Here is a 15182-nt window from a genome sequence, read left to right on the forward strand (position 1 = left end):
AATGACCACGCCTGCGGCTTATGACGACGCCAACATTTTCGCCAAGATCCTGCGCGGCGAACTGCCGGCCCATCGCGTCTACGAGGACGAGCACACGCTTGCCTTCATGGACATCATGCCGCGCGGTGACGGCCACTGCCTCGTCCTGCCCAAGACTCCGTCACGCAACATGCTGGATGTCGAGCCCGACGATCTCGCGCATGTGATGGTCACCGTTCAAAAGCTGGCCCGCGCCGTGAAGGCGGCTTTTGATGCGGATGGCGTGACCATTCAGCAGTTCAACGAGAGCGCGGGCGGCCAGGTGGTTTTCCATCTGCATGTTCACGTGATCCCACGCTTCGACGGCGTCGCGCTGAAGCCGCACACGGGCACCATGGAAGATCCGGACGTCCTGAAGGCCAATGCGGAGAAAATCCGCGCAGCGCTCTGATCTCTCGAAAGATCAGCCCGTCTGCTTGCGCCGGCCGTAGATCTCGTCGGCCCGGCGCTCGAATGCTTCTGCAAATGTGCGGAAGGCGCGATCGAACATCGTTCCCATCAGCATGCCCAGCATGCGGTTGCGGAACTGGTAGTCGATGAAGAAGTGCACGGCGCAGCTGTCCTTGCCCTTGTCCTCAAACGTCCAGCGGTTGTCGAGATACCGGAACGGGCCGTCGATATACTTCACATCGATGCGATTCTCGGTCGGGCGCAGGACGACCTGGCTCGCAAACGTCTCGCGTATGGCCTTGTAGCCTACCGCCATGTCGGCAACGAGCAGCTCCTTGCCGTCCTCGCCCTCCTTGCGCGAGCGCACCGTGAGGCTTTCGCAAAGCGGCAGGAACTCGGGATAGCGCTGCACATCGGCAACGAGTGCGAACATGTCGCTTGCGGAGTGGTTCACGTGGCGGGTTGTTTCGAACTGAGGCATAAATCACGGCGGTTGGCGGCAGTGCCGCTTCAGGAAAAGACGATTTTCCCATAGATAAGAGCTGATCGCGCCATGTCGACCCGGAAAGGCCGACACGGCGTCGAGAGCGCGTTCAGGATGCCAGCGCGAGCTTCTTTTCGCGCGCTGCACGAAGCCGGGCGAAATCGTCGCCCGCATGATGCGAGGAACGGGTCAGCGGGCTGGCCGACACCATCAGGAAGCCCTTTGAATAGGCGACGGTCTCATAGGACTTGAATTCGTCCGGCGTCACGAAACTGACGACCCGGTGATGCTTTCGGCTCGGCTGCAGATACTGGCCGATGGTGATGAAATCGACATCGGCGGTGCGCAGATCGTCCATCAGCTGCAGCACTTCGTTCCGTTCTTCGCCGAGACCCACCATGATGCCGGACTTGGTGAAGATCGTTGGATCGAGTTCCTTCACCCGTTGCAGCAGGCGGATCGAGTGGAAATATCGAGCGCCGGGTCTGACCGTGAGATAGTTCGACGCAACGGTCTCCAGATTGTGGTTGAAGACATCCGGCCGCGCCGCGACCACGGCTTCTAGGGCACCCGGCTTGCGCAGGAAATCGGGCGTGAGAATCTCGATCGTCGTACCCGGCGCGTGGCGCCGGATTGCGTGGATCACCTCGACGAAATGCTGGGCGCCGCCATCCGCAAGATCGTCGCGGTCGACCGACGTGATCACAACATGGTTCAGGCCCATCTTCGCGACGGCGAGACCGACATTTTCCGGCTCATGGGGATCGAGCGCATTTGGCATCCCGGTCGCGACGTTGCAGAACGCGCAGGCACGGGTGCAGATCTCGCCCATGATCATGAAAGTGGCGTGCTTCTTTTCCCAGCACTCGCCGATATTGGGGCAGCCGGCCTCTTCGCAAACCGTGACGAGGTTGTGCGACTTCACCAGTTCGCGCGTGTCGCGATAGCCTTGGGATGTGGGCGCCTTGACGCGGATCCATTCCGGCTTGCGGGCGATTTCCGTATCCGGCCGATGCGCCTTTTCCGGGTGCCGCGGACGTTGCTTTGCTTCGGCGATGGTGTCCAGCACTGTAACCATGAATGCTCCAGAACGCGGTTTGGCGCGCGATGAATTAGATGGAGCGGTTATAGTCGGTCGACGAGAAAAAAGTAAGGCCGCCATCTGCATGGCGGCCTTGTCTCAAAGCATTGCTCGCGATCGATTATCGCCTGATGGCGCGACCGAGAGCGATCAGGATGCAAGCGCCGATGAAGCCAACGATCAAGTAGATCAGAACGCCGGTGCCGGTGTAGATGCCGAGTACGCTCAGCAGGAAGTTCAGCAGCGCGGCACCGATGATGCCGAGAATGATATTCATGAAGACGCCGTGATTGCTCTTCATGAACTTTTCCGCGAGCCAACCCGCGATGCCGCCGACGATAATTGCGCCCAGCAGTCCCATGCCGTTCAGATCCATGACCCCATCTCCTTTTCCATCAATTAGAAGTCGGCCTTAAAACGTTACAAATGCCTCGCGGTTCCCGGTGTCTTCGAATTTGCTGATGGACCGGCAGACGTGGATCAAGCGTTCAAAACACGGCCATAGGCGTCGAGCACGCTTTCCTTCATCATTTCCGATAGCGTCGGATGCGGGAAGATCGTGTGCATGAGATCCTCTTCGGTGGTCTCGAGGTTCATCGCGACGACGAACCCCTGGATCAGTTCCGTCACTTCCGCACCGACCATATGGGCGCCGAGAAGTTCGCCGGTCTTCTTGTCGAAGATCGTCTTGATCAGCCCGTTGTCTTCACCGAGCGCGATCGCCTTGCCGTTTGCGGCAAATTGGAAGCGTCCGACACGGACATCGCGACCGGCTTCCTTTGCCTTGGCTTCCGTCAGGCCGACCGACGCAACCTGCGGGTGGCAATAGGTGCAGCCCGGGATCTTGTTCTTGTCCATGGCATGCACGCCTGGGACGCCCGCGATCTTCTCGATGCAGATCACGCCTTCATGCTCGGCCTTGTGGGCGAGCATCGGCGGCCCTGCAACGTCTCCGATCGCATATAGCCCGGCGACATTGGTCTTGCCGTAGCCGTCGGTGACCACGCAGCCGCGGTCGGTCTTCACGCCAAGCTTTTCGAGCCCGAGATTTTCGATGTTGCCCTGAACACCAACGGCCGAGATCAGACGGTCGGCGGTGATCGTCTGGGTTTTGCCATCCTTGGTCTCGATATGGGCCGTGACCGAGTTGGCTGCCTTGTCAACCTTGCTGACCTTCGCCTCTGTGATGATCTTCATGCCGCGCTTTTCGAGCGCCTTGCGGGCGATGGCCGAAATCTCCGCATCCTCGACCGGCATGATATTCGGCATCAATTCGACGACAGTGACGTCGACGCCCATCGACCGGTAGAATGATGCGAATTCGATGCCGATGGCGCCAGAGCCCATGACCAACAACGATTTCGGCATCTCCTGCGGCACCATGGCCTCGAAATAGGTCCAGATCAGCTTGCCGTCAGGCTCGATGCCGGGCAGCGTGCGGGGCCGTGCGCCGGTCGCCAGGATGATGTGCTTGGCGGTGTAGATCCCCTCACCCTTCGTGCCCTTGGGCACCGGCGGCTGAGGCTCGACTGGCTTCTTCTTCATCGCCGAGACCTTGATCTCGCCGGGCTTTGTCAGTTCGGCTTCGCCCCAGATGACGTCGATCTTGTTCTTCTTCATCAGGAAGCCGACGCCGCCATTGAGACGCAGCGAGACGCCACGGGAGCGCTTGACCACATCCTCCACCTTGGCGGTCATCTTGCCTTCCAGCGTCAGGCCGTAATCCTTGGCATGGTTGGCGTGATCGAGGATTTCGGCCGAGCGCAGAAGCGCCTTGGTCGGGATGCAGCCCCAGTTCAGGCAGATGCCGCCCAGATGTTCGCGCTCGACGATCGCCGTCTTGAAGCCCAGCTGAGCAGCGCGGATCGCGGTGACGTAGCCGCCGGGGCCCGAACCGATGATGATGACGTCGTAGCTTTCGGCCATGTCCCTATCCTTTTCACTTCACCTGGAAACGCTCTAGATCCCGAGCATGACCCGGACGATCGGCGCTATGCCCTTGCCTATGGCGCGTGTGTTGTCTGCATCGAGATGCACGCCGTCGATCGGGGTCGTCACGGCGACCGACGATGCATCGAAAAAGCCGCAGCCCATTTCGTCTGCGAGATCGGCGTAGAAAGACCCAAGCATCTCGGACTGTTCAATCGCGCCGCTGTACATCGCCGAGAAGATCGGATCGGCGGTCTCGCAAATGATCGGCGGCGCGACGATCAGGACTTCCGGCGCATCGTAGAGTGGGCGCCAGGTGTGATGCTTCACCTGCTCCACCAGGCGCTCCATGCCGAGCATCGCATCGATGGCGCGGCCGGCGACCTTCGCTTTCAGATCGTTGGTGCCGAGCATGATGATGACGAGATCGATCGGCTCGTGGCTCGAGAGAAGCGTCGGCAGGATCTTGGTCCCTGCCCGTTCGGCAAGAGCCGTCGGATCGTCGTAAGCCGTCGTGCGGCCGCCAAGACCCTCCGCGATGACATCGACATCACCCCCGAGATGCGCCTTCAACGAAGACGGCCAGCGATCGGCATAGTCATGCCGACCGCCCGTGGCGGCATCGGTGCCCCAGGTGAGGGAATCGCCGAAGCAGAGGATGGTTTTCATCAAACCGTCCCTAGACCAGCATTCCCATCGGGTTTTCGATGTAGCGCTTGAAGGCACCGATCAGTTCGGCTCCGAGCGCGCCATCGACGCAGCGATGGTCAGTCGACAGTGTGACCGTCATGACCTCTGCAATCGCCAGTTCGCCGTTCTTGACGATCGGCCGCTTCTCGCCGGCGCCGACCGCCAGGATGGTGGCATGCGGCGGGTTGATGACGGCGGAGAAGTTCTTGACGCCCATCATGCCCATGTTGGAGACCGCCGACGTTCCGCCCTGGTACTCTTCCGGCTTCAGCTTGCGGTCACGGGCGCGCTTACCGAGATCCTTCATCTCGTTGGAGATCGTGGAGAGCGACTTCTCCTCGGCCTTGCGGATGATCGGCGTGATCAGGCCACCCGGGATCGACACGGCAACGCCGACATCGGCGTGCTTGTGCTTGACCATCGCGCTTTCGGTCCAGGACACGTTCGCGTCCGGCACGTCTCGGAGCGCCAGAGCGAGCGCCTTGATCACCAGATCGTTGACCGAAAGCTTGTAGGCGGGCTTGTCGTCCCGAACCGGTGCGGCGTCGTTCAACTGCTTGCGTAGCGCCAGAAGCGCATCAAGCTCGCAATCGACCGATACGTAGAAGTGCGGGACGGTCTGCTTGGACTCGACCAGCCGCTTGGCGATGGTCTTGCGCATGCCGTCATGCGGGACGAGCTCGTAGGAGCCTTCAGCGAAGTTCTTGAGAACCTGCTCGTCGCTGGCGCCTTTCGCCATCGGCGCTGGTGCGGTGGCCGATGTGGACTGAGACTGCGCCGCGCTTGCCGCTGCCTTCGGCGCGTCACCCTTGGCGGCTGCCTCGATATCGGCTTTCACGATGCGGCCTTTCGGACCGGAGCCCGAGACAGCGGTGAGGTCAAGGCCGCTTTCCTTGGCAAGGCGACGGGCGAGCGGCGAGGCGAAAATGCGCTCGCCGTCCTTTTTCGGTGCCGGAGTAGCGGCCGCAGCTGCTTGGTCGGCGACCGGCTTTGCCGCTTCTGCTGGCTTCTCCGCCCCTTGCTCGGATTTCGGCTGTTCCGGCTTCTCCTCGGGTTGTGACTTTGCCTCGGCTTTTGCCTCAGAACCACCACCCTTTGCGGCCGCAGCGGCGTCTTCGCCCTCTTCGGCCAGAATGGCGATGACGGCGTTGACCTTCACGCCCTCGGTGCCGGCCGGCACGACGAGCTTTGCGACCGTGCCTTCTTCGACGGCTTCGACTTCCATCGTCGCCTTGTCGGTTTCGATCTCAGCGATGACGTCACCGGAGGAGACCTTGTCGCCCTCCTTCACCAGCCATTTTGCGAGATTGCCTTCTTCCATCGTGGGAGAGAGCGCGGGCATCGTGATGTTGATCGGCATCTCTTTGCCCTCCCTCAGGCTTTGTAAGTCACGGCTTTCACAGCATCGACGACTTCCTGGACATTCGGCAGAGCGAGCTTTTCCAGGTTGGCGGCGTAAGGCATCGGCACGTCCTTGCCGGCGATCGTGATGATCGGCGCGTCTAGATAATCGAATGCCTGCTGCATCACGCGCGTGGCGATCTCGGTGCCGACGGACGATTGTGGGAACCCCTCTTCCACGGTGACCAGACGGCCGGTCTTCTTCACCGACTCGATGACGGTCGGCAGGTCCATCGGGCGGATCGTACGAAGATCGATGAGCTCGACATCGATGCCCATGCCGGCCAATTCGTCCATCGCCTTGACCGCATAGGTCATGCCGATGCCGAAGGAGACGATCGTAACGTCCGTGCCCTGCTTGTGGATCCGGGCCTTGCCGATCGGCAGGACGAAATCGTCCATCTTCGGGACGTCGAAGCTCTGGCCGTAGAGGATTTCGTTTTCGAGGAAGATGATCGGGTTGGGATCGCGAATAGCAGCCTTGAGCAGGCCCTTGGCGTCGGCTGCCGTATAAGGCATGACGACCTTGAGACCCGGGATGTGGCCGTACCATGCGGCATAGCACTGCGAGTGCTGTGCACCGACGCGGGCAGCGGCGCCGTTCGGTCCACGGAAGACGATCGGCGCACCCATCTGGCCACCGGCCATGTAGAGGGTCTTGGCCGCCGAATTGACGATGTGGTCGATCGCCTGCATGGCGAAGTTGAACGTCATGAATTCGACGATCGGCTTCAGACCAGACATGGCGGCACCGACGCCTACGCCGGCAAAGCCGTGCTCGGTGATCGGCGTATCGACCACACGCTTGGCGCCAAACTCGTCCAGCAGGCCCTGCGTGATCTTGTAGGCGCCCTGATATTCGGCGACCTCTTCACCCATGATGAAGACGTCCTTGTCGCGGCGCATCTCCTCGGCCATGGCGTCGCGGAGCGCTTCTCGCACCGTCGTCGATACCATTTCGGTGCCTTCCGGAATATCCGGATCGGACTGCGCTTCGACCTTGGGCTGCGCCGGGACCTTGCCGCTTTCCTTGGCGCCTTCGGCCTCGCCTTTCGGCTCCGTCTTGGGAGCTTCCGCTTCGGCAGGCGCTTCGGCTTCTGCCTTCTTGTCACCACCGGACGCAGCGGCCGATGCGTCTTCGCCCTCTTCGGCAAGGATCGCGATGACGGCATTCACCTTGACGTTCTCGGTGCCCTCCGGAACCACGATCTTGGCGATCGTACCTTCATCGACGGCTTCGACTTCCATCGTCGCCTTATCGGTCTCGATCTCGGCGATGACGTCACCGGCGGTGACCGTATCGCCTTCCTTTTTCAACCATTTCGACAGCGTGCCCTCTTCCATCGTCGGGGACAGCGCCGGCATCAGAATTTCAACAGACATGGGCGGCTCCCAACCTTAGATGAGGATGTCGGTGTAAAGCTCGGACGGATCCGGCTCTGGATTTGACTGCGCGAAATCGGCGCTATCGGCCACGATGTCGCGGATCTTCTTATCCATCGCCTTCAGTTCGTCTTCGCTCGCCCATGCATTGTCGAGGATCCGCTTGCGCACCTGCTCGATCGGGTCCTGCTCAGAGCGCATTTTCTGCACTTCGTCCTTGGTGCGGTATTTCGCAGGGTCCGACATGGAGTGGCCGCGGTACCGGTAGGTCAGCATTTCCAGAATGATCGGGCCCTTGCCCGAACGGCAGTGCTCGGCGGCGAGGTCGCCGGCGGCCTTGACCGCGCGCACGTCCATGCCGTCCACCTGAATACCTGGGATGTTGAACGATGCGCCGCGCTGCGAGAAATCGGTCTGGGCCGAAGCGCGCGATACCGATGTGCCCATGGCGTAACGGTTGTTTTCGACGATGTAGACGACGGGCAGCTTCCAGAGCGCCGCCATGTTGAAGCTTTCGTAGACCTGGCCCTGGTTGGCCGCGCCGTCACCGAAATAGGTCAGTGAGATGTTGTCGTTGCCACGGTAGCTGTTCGCAAAGGCAAGCCCGGTGCCGAGCGAGACTTGGCCACCGACGATGCCGTGACCGCCGTAGAAGCCCTTCTCCTTGGAGAACATGTGCATGGAGCCGCCCTTGCCGCGGGAATAGCCATCCCTGCGGCCGGTCAGTTCGGCCATGACGCCGCGCGGGCTCATGCCGGTGGCGAGCATGTGGCCATGGTCACGGTAGCCCGTGATGACCTGGTCGCCCACTTTCAGCGCCATCTGCATGCCGATGACGACAGCTTCCTGACCGATGTAGAGGTGGCAGAAGCCGCCGATGAAGCCCATGCCGTAGAGCTGGCCGGCCTTCTCTTCGAAACGCCGGATCAGCAGCATGTCGTTGTAGGCCTGCAGTTCACGCTCCTTGGTGAACTCCTCCGGCGCCGGAGGCGCGATGATCTGTCCGACAGGTGACAACTTCTTCGTCTGCTGGCGAACGGATGCGGATGTGCGGGCAGATGACGTACGGCGTGCAGCCGTTGACGCGGGCTTGCGCGTGGCCATGCATTTCCTCCCTGAGACGCATTTCGTTACACCGAACCTATGCCAAAGCGAAACGACCAGCAACAGCGCAAATGCATAGCTTCAATGCAGCGGAAGTAACTGAAAAGACAAATGTTTTTCTAAGTTAACCCGTTTCGTGTTAATTGCTGCATTGCGGTCATTGCGGCGCACAAGGGGATGGTGCGACGCACTATGCGGGGAGCATTCCAGGCCGTTACCCGGGCTTGCCGGTGGCCGAAAATGGTACAGACGAAAAGCACTCGTTAGCCGTCTCGCGAGGGCGTTGGGGAAGCCGGCTTTATAAGCGCTGGAGTTCTGCCATTTTAGCGAGTTCGGGGGCATAACCTCATGCCTTTGGAGATCGACATGACGTCGGACAGCTTCGATAAGATGGTGCGCTTTCTGGTTGATGATCAGGCAGTGAGCAACGACGATATTCGAGCCGCGATCGATGAGCTCGACGAGGACCTTCTCACCGCACGCTATCGCAGTGCGCCGGTGCCGTTCGAGCGGTTTCGCTTGAGGAAGGTTCTACGCGCCGTGGCGCTCGAACGCGGGGTCGGCTGTCAGTCCTCAAACAGCGGCTGACCAGGTCCATTGCAGGCCTTCATTTCCAGGATTGTGCCGGAGACAGGCAGAAGCGTGCCCATCGCGCGGCAACGGTCCATGGCGCATATCTGCCAGTCGCTGCCTTGCCCTGCATCCGAGAAGATCACGGACGGCCGGGGTGAAAGGTCGGGCTCGTAGACCCATGCCCTATCGATCAACTGCGCACCGGCTGGAATTTCCATTCCGGCACCAGTGCCCTGAACATGCGCGCGCTCGATGACCAACAGACCATCGGCGATGCGCCACTCCTCGCGCCATTCGGTCTTTTCCACCGAGTGCGTCCAGACGAGGGAAAACGCTTCAAGCGCGAGCGCGACGGTTTTGCCCGCCGCGCTCAGGCAGAGGCTCATTCGCCGGCGACCGTGGCCTGCTCGCGGCTCCTGCGGCCGCGCCACCATTGCAGAGCCAGGAACAGGGCAGCAAGCGCGAAGCCCACTTCATCGGTGATCGGCATAGCCAGAACGAGTGAGAAGGCAGCGGCTGTCGCCAGCAGCCGTTCCCACCAGGCAAGCGGTGCAAACATGAAGCCGATCGCGGCAGCCCCCCAGAGCGAAATCGAGATCACGGTCTTGAAGACGATGTAGGCGACGGCCGGCCAGAAGCCGATCGCATCGGCGAGCGGGCCGCCGTCCTGCATCATGAGCGCTGGGGTGTAGACCGCCATGAAGGGGATGACGAAGCCTGCGAGCGCGATCTTAACCGCCTGCATGCCGATCTTCATGCCTGACTCCTTGGCAATCGGAGCTGCGGCGAAGGCGGCGAGTGCGACCGGCGGCGTCAGATCGGCAAGGATACCGAAATAGAACACGAACATGTGGCTGACGAGCAGCGGAACCCCGAGTTCCAGCAGCGCCGGGCCGGCGATCGACGACGTGATGATGTAGTTCGGGATCGTCGGGATGCCCATGCCGAGGATGAGGCAGGTGATCATCGTCAGAACGAGCGACAGGAAGAGGTTCGTCTCACCGATGCGGACGATGAAGGATGCAAAGGTCGAGGCCGAACCGGTCAGGGTGAGGATGCCGATGATGACGCCGACCATGGCGCAGGCGATCGCGACCGGCAGGGCATTCTTGGCACCGTCCGCTAGCGCGTCGCGGCAATCGGCGAGCGTCTGCCGACCGCCCTTGACGAAGGCATTGACGGCGATAAGCACCGCGATCGTGGTGATGATGACATTGACGCCATACTGGAAGAACGCGGCGCAGAGCAGGCCGAGCAGTATCCAGAACAGAAAGCGGATAGCCTGACCGGGCAGCCCGCGCGCGATGGCGCCGCCGAGGATGAGAACTGCGGTGAGGGCCAGACCCATCGTGCCGGCAAAGAGCGGCGTATAGCCGGTGAACAGCAGGTAGACGAGCGCTGCCAAGGGGATGATCAGGTACCAGCCGGCGCGCAGCGCACCGATGGCGCTTGGCAGCTGATCGCGACGCATGCCGACGAGGCCGCGCTTGCCGGCTTCCAGATGCACCATCCAGAAGGCCGAGAAGAAATAGAGGACCGCCGGGATGATCGCGGCGATCACCACTTCGCGGTAGGGAATGTTCAGCGTTTCGGCCATGATGAACGCGACGGCGCCCATGACCGGGGGCATGATCTGCCCGCCCATGGACGACACGGCCTCGACGCCGCCGGCAAAGGCCGGCTTGTAACCAAAGCGTTTCATCAACGGGATGGTGAACTGGCCGGTGGTGACGACGTTGGCGACGCCGGAGCCGGAAATCGTGCCCATGAAGCCCGAGGACACGACGGCCACCTTCGCCGGTCCGCCGCGCGTGTGCCCGACCATGCCAAGCGAGACATCGGTGAACAGCTTGATCATCCCCGCCCGCTCGAGGAACGAGCCGAAGAGGATGAAAAGGAAAATGTAGGTCGCCGAGACGTAGACCGGCGTGCCGTAGATGCCCTCCGTGCCGAAGCCGAGATGGCCGATAATCTGGTCGAAGCCGTACCCGCGGTGGGCGAGCACGCCAGGGAAATATTGGCCGAAGAGCCCATAGAGCAGAAAGATGCCGGCAATGATCGGCAGCGCGATCCCCATCAGACGGCGCGTCGCTTCGAAGACGAGGACGATCATGATCGTGCCGACGACGAGGTCCTGCGTGATGAGCCAGCCGCCCTCGCGCAGAATGAGATCCTCGTAGAAGACGTAGTGATAGACGCCGGTCAGAAAGCCCACGATGCCGGCACTCCACAGCGCGATGCGCAGCGGTAGTGGGCCACCCTTGAGGCTGGCAATGAGGGAGAAGCCGAGCAGCAGCACGAAGCCGACATGCAGCGCGCGAACCGTCTGGCTGGGCAGCGAATGGTAAGCGGCAAACCACAGTTGGAAAACCGAGAATGCAATGGCGATCAGGAAGACAATGCGCCCCTCCAGCCCCTGTCCGAACCCTCCAGGCAGGCCGTGTTCGGCCTCCGATGCTTCAGCCGGTGCCTGCAGTTCGGCCTGCAAAGGCAAGTCGCGATCGGTAGATGTCATTGTCTTTTACTCGCTGAGCGTCTTCCAGGCGACGAAAGCGCCGCCGAGCGCCGTTCTGTTCTTAAGGTCGATACGCAATCAGCGCCCCGGGGAAGCCGGGACGCTGAATGTCAGTCATCGCTATTTGGCCGACATGTCAGTCAATAAGGCCCTGCTCGCGATAGTAGCGCTCGGCGCCCGGATGCAGCGGCACAGGATTTTCATCGACGGCATTCTGAATGTCGATCTCCGCGGCTGCCGAATGCGCAGACGCCATCCGATCGAGGTTTTCGTAGAGCAGCTTGGTCATCTGGTAGACGGTCTCCTCGTCCACATCTTCGTGGGTCACGAGGTAATTGATGACCGATGCGGTCTCCACGTCCTCATCCTGGCCCTCATAGGTGCCGGCAGGAATGATCGCAGGCGCGTAAGGCGCGCCGATCGATTCCACCAGTTCCGAAGGGATTTCGACGATGGTCGTCGGGTTGGTCGTAGAAAGATCCTGGATCGATGCGACACCGAGACCAGCGGACTGCAGCGTCGCATCCAGCTGACGGTTCTTCATCAGCTCCACGGACTCGGCAAACGGCAGGTACTGGACCTGACCGAGATCGTCATAGGTCATGTCGGCAGCAGCCAGAATGGCGCGAGTGTTGAGCTCCGTGCCCGAAGCGGGCGCGCCGACCGACAGGGTACGACCTTCGAGATCTGCGAGCGTCGTGATGCCAGAATCGGCCGTTGCGACGAGCTGGAGATAGTTCGGGTAGATCGCAGCAACCCGGCGCAGCTTCTGCAGCGGGGCGCGGAAACCGGCCTCCTCGTTGCCTTCCCAGCCCATCACGAGGGAATCGCCGAGCGAGAAACCGATCTCGCCCCTGCCCTGTTCAAGGAGATTGAGGTTCTCGACCGAGGCCTTTGTCGCCTGAACCTGGGTGCGGACGCCTTCGATGTTGTCGCCATAGATCTCGGACATCGCAACGCCCAGGGGATAATAGACCCCTGACGTGCCGCCGGTCAGCACATTGATGAACTGCTGCGCGCTTGCGGCGCCCGGAAATGCACCGATTGCCAGGACCATCCCGCCAAGGACAGCCTTCTTCATCAGTTTCGACATCGTCTTATCTCCTCCACATGACGGGTCTCTCGCCCGCGTTTTTCTGCTGCAAACACAGGCGACGCGCCGCCGCCCGATTCCTCCATATGCCGCCGCTCTCAAGCGCGCTCCCCGCGCCGAACCGACTGCCAGCGACCGCTTGGGCCGTGATTGATCGCGCTCTCTTGAACGGGCAAGCGCCACCCGACGGCGCGAAAGCTACACGGCACCTCCCCATCAGGCAAGTTGCACAGCGCCCAGCGGGGACGTTTCCCGGGTTGCGTCCCAAACGAAAGAAGCCGGCGATCCATCACGAACCGCCAGCTTCGATCTTCGATTGTCTTGCTGTCGGGCTCAGCGCAGAAGCTGTTCCTTGTAGATTTCGCCGCTCAGATCGACGTGCAGCATGACCGTTTCACCTTCCGGGTTCACGGCGCTCACCTCGAAATGGCGCGGCTTGCGCTCAACGTCGCCGCCCCATGCATAGCCGCCGGCCTCGACAGCCGTCCGCAGAGTGCTTTCATCGACGCTTGGTTGTGGAGCGCGCACCTGATCATCGTCGATCTCGACTTTGAGAATGCGTCCGTCGGCGGCGATCTCCATTTCGATCTCGCGTCCTTCGGCATCATAACCATCCACTTCGGCATGGTTGCGCTTCACGTCATACTCCCGAAGGTCGACGATGCCGCGCTCGGCAACTGCGGCGCGGATGGCCTCCGGCAAGAACGTCGTCAGGTCCACGGTTGGCGCCGCCCTGTCGCTTTCGACATCGATCTTCTTGATCTGCCCGTCGAAGAAAACATCAATGTCGACCTCCCGGCCGTCCGCGTCGCGGGTCTCGAATTCATAGTGGCGGCCTTTGCGCTCGTCGAGACGGACGTCTGTCAGACCCGCGGCCTCGAGCATGGAAACAATCTGCTGAACATCTTCCTGGCCTGCAGGCGCGCCGTCTGACGCAGGACGACGCTCGGCATTGCCCCATGGCGGCGGACCATCGGCGCTGCGTACCTCGATCTCGCTACCGTCTTCGCGCACGATTCGGAACGCGTCGAAACCATCGCCATCCGGTTCGCCAAAGACAGTAAGCCGTTCGCCGGCACGAATGTCGTATTCCTGACCGCGCTCCGGCCCCATCTCGACGAGGACCCGTCCCGTGCCGTCATCGAGCACGAAACGATTGCCGAACACGTCGCTGACCTCGCCTTGGATGTTCATGCCAGCGGAGTTGCCGAGCTGATCGATCGACACCGTCTGCGCGAACGCGACAGTGCCAGCGAACGGGAGGGACGCGGCTGCGACGAGCATTGGAAGAATGGGGTTCGGCATGCGTTTCATGGTCAGTTCCTTTGCTGATGCCGCAAACGGTTTGAAAGACTGCGTTTCGACTTGCCCTTCTTTTAGGTCATCTGCCCTGAACGAGACCGCAACCGCATGGTTCAACTTCCATTCAAGATGAAGCGCTATACATGCGGTCATGATGACCGATGTTATTCCTTCTTCTCTAAAAGGGCTCAAGCGACCTGTCTTGCTCGCACTTGTCGTTGCCTCAGGTATCGCGATCATGGGCACCAAGTCCGTAGCGGCAAACCCGATCGCGCCGACGATCCTCGCCCAGTCTCAAGGCGCGAGCATATCCATCGCCGAAGCCATGGAGCGCGCCCAGGAGCGGTTTGAGGGAACGGTGATCGAAGCCGTGCTCGATACCGGAAGGCCGCATGAGCGAACCGATATCGTCTATGCCTTGCGCATGCTGACCCCACGCGGCGACATTCTGCGCATCCGTGTCGACGGACGCGACGGTGCGATATTGGAGGCCGACGGACGCGGTTTGGTGGATGCGAGACGACGCCCATGAGAGCGCTTGTGGTGGAAGACGACGAGCGCATCGCTGCCCAGCTCGCCGAGGCGCTGACCGCAGCCGGCTTTGCGGTCGATACGTCGCATGATGGCGAAGCGGCCGAATTCCTCGGTATGACCGAAACCTATGATGTGGTCGTGCTGGATCTCGGACTGCCCAAGATGGATGGCATCTCGGTCCTGACGAGCTGGCGGCGGGGCAAGCGGTTGATGCCGGTTCTAATCCTGACGGCGCGCGACGACTGGTCGGAGAAGGTGCGCGGTTTTCGCGCCGGTGCCGACGACTACGTCGTCAAACCCTTCCGCATGGAAGAGGTCGTCGTGCGCTGCCGCAGCCTTGTGCGGCGCGCGGCCGGCCATGCCACGAGCGAACTGACCTGCGGTCCGCTGGTGCTCGACACGCAGCTCGCCATCATCACGCTCGATGGCCTGCCGCTGAAGCTCACCGCATTTGAGACGCGGATGCTGTCTTACCTGATCCACCACGCCGAACGCCCGATCACGCGCACGGAACTGAGCGAACATCTCTATGAGCGCGATACGGATCGCGACTTCAATTCGATCGAAGTGATCATCGGTCGGCTGCGGCGCAAGATCGGTCGCAACATGATCGAGACGATCCGCGGCCAGGGATATCGCCTCTCCGCACCTACGAACGCCTGAT

16 protein-coding genes are annotated in these 15182 nt (G+C 61.4%); 4 read left to right on the forward strand and 12 right to left on the reverse strand.

Features of this window, described 5'->3' with window-relative positions:
• The first annotated feature begins 1 nt into the window (after position 1).
• Positions 2-430 carry an HIT family protein gene (locus tag PU133_RS12355; RefSeq protein WP_404861943.1) on the forward strand — a complete coding sequence of 143 codons (429 nt, stop codon included), beginning with the start codon at positions 2-4 and terminating at the stop codon, positions 428-430.
• 12 nt (positions 431-442) lie between these two features.
• Here PU133_RS12355 and PU133_RS12360 read toward each other — a convergent pair whose 3' ends face one another.
• The 8 genes from PU133_RS12360 to pdhA all read right to left on the reverse strand — a co-directional run bounded on the left by PU133_RS12360 (position 443) and on the right by pdhA (position 8333).
• A complete protein-coding gene (locus tag PU133_RS12360) occupies positions 443-910 on the reverse strand; it encodes a type II toxin-antitoxin system RatA family toxin (protein ID WP_404861944.1) in 468 nt (155 codons plus the stop codon).
• Positions 911-1022: 112 nt separating this feature from the next.
• Positions 1023-1991, reverse strand: a complete 969-nt coding sequence (gene lipA / locus PU133_RS12365; protein ID WP_404861945.1) for a lipoyl synthase — start codon at positions 1989-1991, stop codon at positions 1023-1025.
• A 124-nt stretch (positions 1992-2115) separates the two neighbouring features.
• Positions 2116-2370 (reverse strand): GlsB/YeaQ/YmgE family stress response membrane protein, encoded by a 255-nt coding sequence (locus PU133_RS12370; RefSeq protein WP_126010431.1) that lies wholly within the window; start codon positions 2368-2370, stop codon positions 2116-2118.
• A gap of 104 nt (positions 2371-2474) precedes the next feature.
• Complete coding sequence (lpdA, locus tag PU133_RS12375; RefSeq protein WP_404861946.1) at positions 2475-3920, reverse strand: dihydrolipoyl dehydrogenase; 1446 nt, start codon at positions 3918-3920, stop codon at positions 2475-2477.
• Positions 3921-3953: 33 nt separating this feature from the next.
• Positions 3954-4595: an SGNH/GDSL hydrolase family protein gene (locus PU133_RS12380; protein WP_404861947.1), complete on the reverse strand. Its 642-nt coding sequence runs from the start codon at positions 4593-4595 to the stop codon at positions 3954-3956.
• Between the two features lie 7 nt (positions 4596-4602).
• Positions 4603-5973, reverse strand: a complete 1371-nt coding sequence (locus tag PU133_RS12385) for a pyruvate dehydrogenase complex dihydrolipoamide acetyltransferase (RefSeq protein WP_404861948.1) — start codon at positions 5971-5973, stop codon at positions 4603-4605.
• 14 nt (positions 5974-5987) lie between these two features.
• Positions 5988-7397, reverse strand: a complete 1410-nt coding sequence (locus PU133_RS12390; protein WP_404861949.1) for a pyruvate dehydrogenase complex E1 component subunit beta — start codon at positions 7395-7397, stop codon at positions 5988-5990.
• Positions 7398-7412: 15 nt separating this feature from the next.
• Positions 7413-8333: a pyruvate dehydrogenase (acetyl-transferring) E1 component subunit alpha gene (gene pdhA / locus PU133_RS12395; RefSeq protein WP_404864528.1), complete on the reverse strand. Its 921-nt coding sequence runs from the start codon at positions 8331-8333 to the stop codon at positions 7413-7415.
• 534 nt (positions 8334-8867) lie between these two features.
• Between pdhA and PU133_RS12400 the strand changes: the two genes are divergently transcribed.
• Complete coding sequence (locus tag PU133_RS12400) at positions 8868-9089, forward strand: hypothetical protein (protein ID WP_126010437.1); 222 nt, start codon at positions 8868-8870, stop codon at positions 9087-9089.
• Here the strand turns inward: PU133_RS12400 and PU133_RS12405 are convergent.
• The 4 genes from PU133_RS12405 to PU133_RS12420 all read right to left on the reverse strand — a co-directional run bounded on the left by PU133_RS12405 (position 9068) and on the right by PU133_RS12420 (position 14224).
• Entirely contained in the window at positions 9068-9460 is a 393-nt protein-coding gene (locus tag PU133_RS12405; protein WP_404861950.1) for a DUF1850 domain-containing protein, read from the reverse strand. The genes PU133_RS12400 and PU133_RS12405 overlap by 22 nt on opposite strands.
• Entirely contained in the window at positions 9457-11589 is a 2133-nt protein-coding gene (locus PU133_RS12410; RefSeq protein ID WP_404861951.1) for a TRAP transporter permease, read from the reverse strand. Before PU133_RS12410 ends, PU133_RS12405 begins: the two co-directional genes overlap by 4 nt.
• Positions 11590-11725: 136 nt before the next feature.
• Entirely contained in the window at positions 11726-12682 is a 957-nt protein-coding gene (locus PU133_RS12415; RefSeq protein WP_404861952.1) for a TAXI family TRAP transporter solute-binding subunit, read from the reverse strand.
• Between the two features lie 333 nt (positions 12683-13015).
• The gene (locus PU133_RS12420) at positions 13016-14224 is read right to left on the reverse strand and encodes a hypothetical protein (protein WP_404861953.1); all 1209 of its coding nucleotides are present in this window, start codon (positions 14222-14224) and stop codon (positions 13016-13018) included.
• Here PU133_RS12420 and PU133_RS12425 point away from each other — a divergent pair.
• Together PU133_RS12425 and PU133_RS12430 are read left to right on the forward strand one after the other, a co-directional pair.
• On the forward strand, positions 14223-14516 hold the full coding sequence (locus PU133_RS12425) for a PepSY domain-containing protein (protein WP_404861954.1): 294 nt from the start codon (positions 14223-14225) through the stop codon (positions 14514-14516). The genes PU133_RS12420 and PU133_RS12425 overlap by 2 nt on opposite strands.
• On the forward strand, positions 14513-15181 hold the full coding sequence (locus PU133_RS12430; protein WP_404861955.1) for a response regulator: 669 nt from the start codon (positions 14513-14515) through the stop codon (positions 15179-15181). The genes PU133_RS12425 and PU133_RS12430 overlap by 4 nt, the downstream gene beginning before the upstream one ends.
• Position 15182: the final 1 nt, after the last annotated feature.

It is taken from the genome of Georhizobium sp. MAB10 (genome assembly GCF_045012825.1).
In the GTDB taxonomy this organism is placed as follows: Bacteria; Pseudomonadota; Alphaproteobacteria; order Rhizobiales; family Rhizobiaceae; genus Georhizobium; species Georhizobium profundi.

What these genes read in the sequence shown, in the direction of transcription:
- PU133_RS12355 (WP_404861943.1), top strand. Translation starts at nt 2, where the DNA reads ATGACCACGCCTGCGGCTTATGACGACGCCAACATTTTCGCCAAGATC.
- PU133_RS12360 (WP_404861944.1), bottom strand. Translation starts at nt 910, where the DNA reads ATGCCTCAGTTCGAAACAACCCGCCACGTGAACCACTCCGCAAGCGAC.
- lipA (WP_404861945.1), bottom strand. Translation starts at nt 1,991, where the DNA reads ATGGTTACAGTGCTGGACACCATCGCCGAAGCAAAGCAACGTCCGCGG.
- PU133_RS12370 (WP_126010431.1), bottom strand. Translation starts at nt 2,370, where the DNA reads ATGGATCTGAACGGCATGGGACTGCTGGGCGCAATTATCGTCGGCGGC.
- lpdA (WP_404861946.1), bottom strand. Translation starts at nt 3,920, where the DNA reads ATGGCCGAAAGCTACGACGTCATCATCATCGGTTCGGGCCCCGGCGGC.
- PU133_RS12385 (WP_404861948.1), bottom strand. Translation starts at nt 5,973, where the DNA reads ATGCCGATCAACATCACGATGCCCGCGCTCTCTCCCACGATGGAAGAA.
- PU133_RS12390 (WP_404861949.1), bottom strand. Translation starts at nt 7,397, where the DNA reads ATGTCTGTTGAAATTCTGATGCCGGCGCTGTCCCCGACGATGGAAGAG.
- pdhA (WP_404864528.1), bottom strand. Translation starts at nt 8,333, where the DNA reads ATGCTGCTGATCCGGCGTTTCGAAGAGAAGGCCGGCCAGCTCTACGGC.
- PU133_RS12400 (WP_126010437.1), top strand. Translation starts at nt 8,868, where the DNA reads ATGACGTCGGACAGCTTCGATAAGATGGTGCGCTTTCTGGTTGATGAT.
- PU133_RS12405 (WP_404861950.1), bottom strand. Translation starts at nt 9,460, where the DNA reads ATGAGCCTCTGCCTGAGCGCGGCGGGCAAAACCGTCGCGCTCGCGCTT.
- PU133_RS12410 (WP_404861951.1), bottom strand. Translation starts at nt 11,589, where the DNA reads ATGACATCTACCGATCGCGACTTGCCTTTGCAGGCCGAACTGCAGGCA.
- PU133_RS12415 (WP_404861952.1), bottom strand. Translation starts at nt 12,682, where the DNA reads ATGTCGAAACTGATGAAGAAGGCTGTCCTTGGCGGGATGGTCCTGGCA.
- PU133_RS12425 (WP_404861954.1), top strand. Translation starts at nt 14,223, where the DNA reads ATGGGCACCAAGTCCGTAGCGGCAAACCCGATCGCGCCGACGATCCTC.
- PU133_RS12420 (WP_404861953.1), bottom strand. Translation starts at nt 14,224, where the DNA reads ATGATCGCGATACCTGAGGCAACGACAAGTGCGAGCAAGACAGGTCGC.
- PU133_RS12430 (WP_404861955.1), top strand. Translation starts at nt 14,513, where the DNA reads ATGAGAGCGCTTGTGGTGGAAGACGACGAGCGCATCGCTGCCCAGCTC.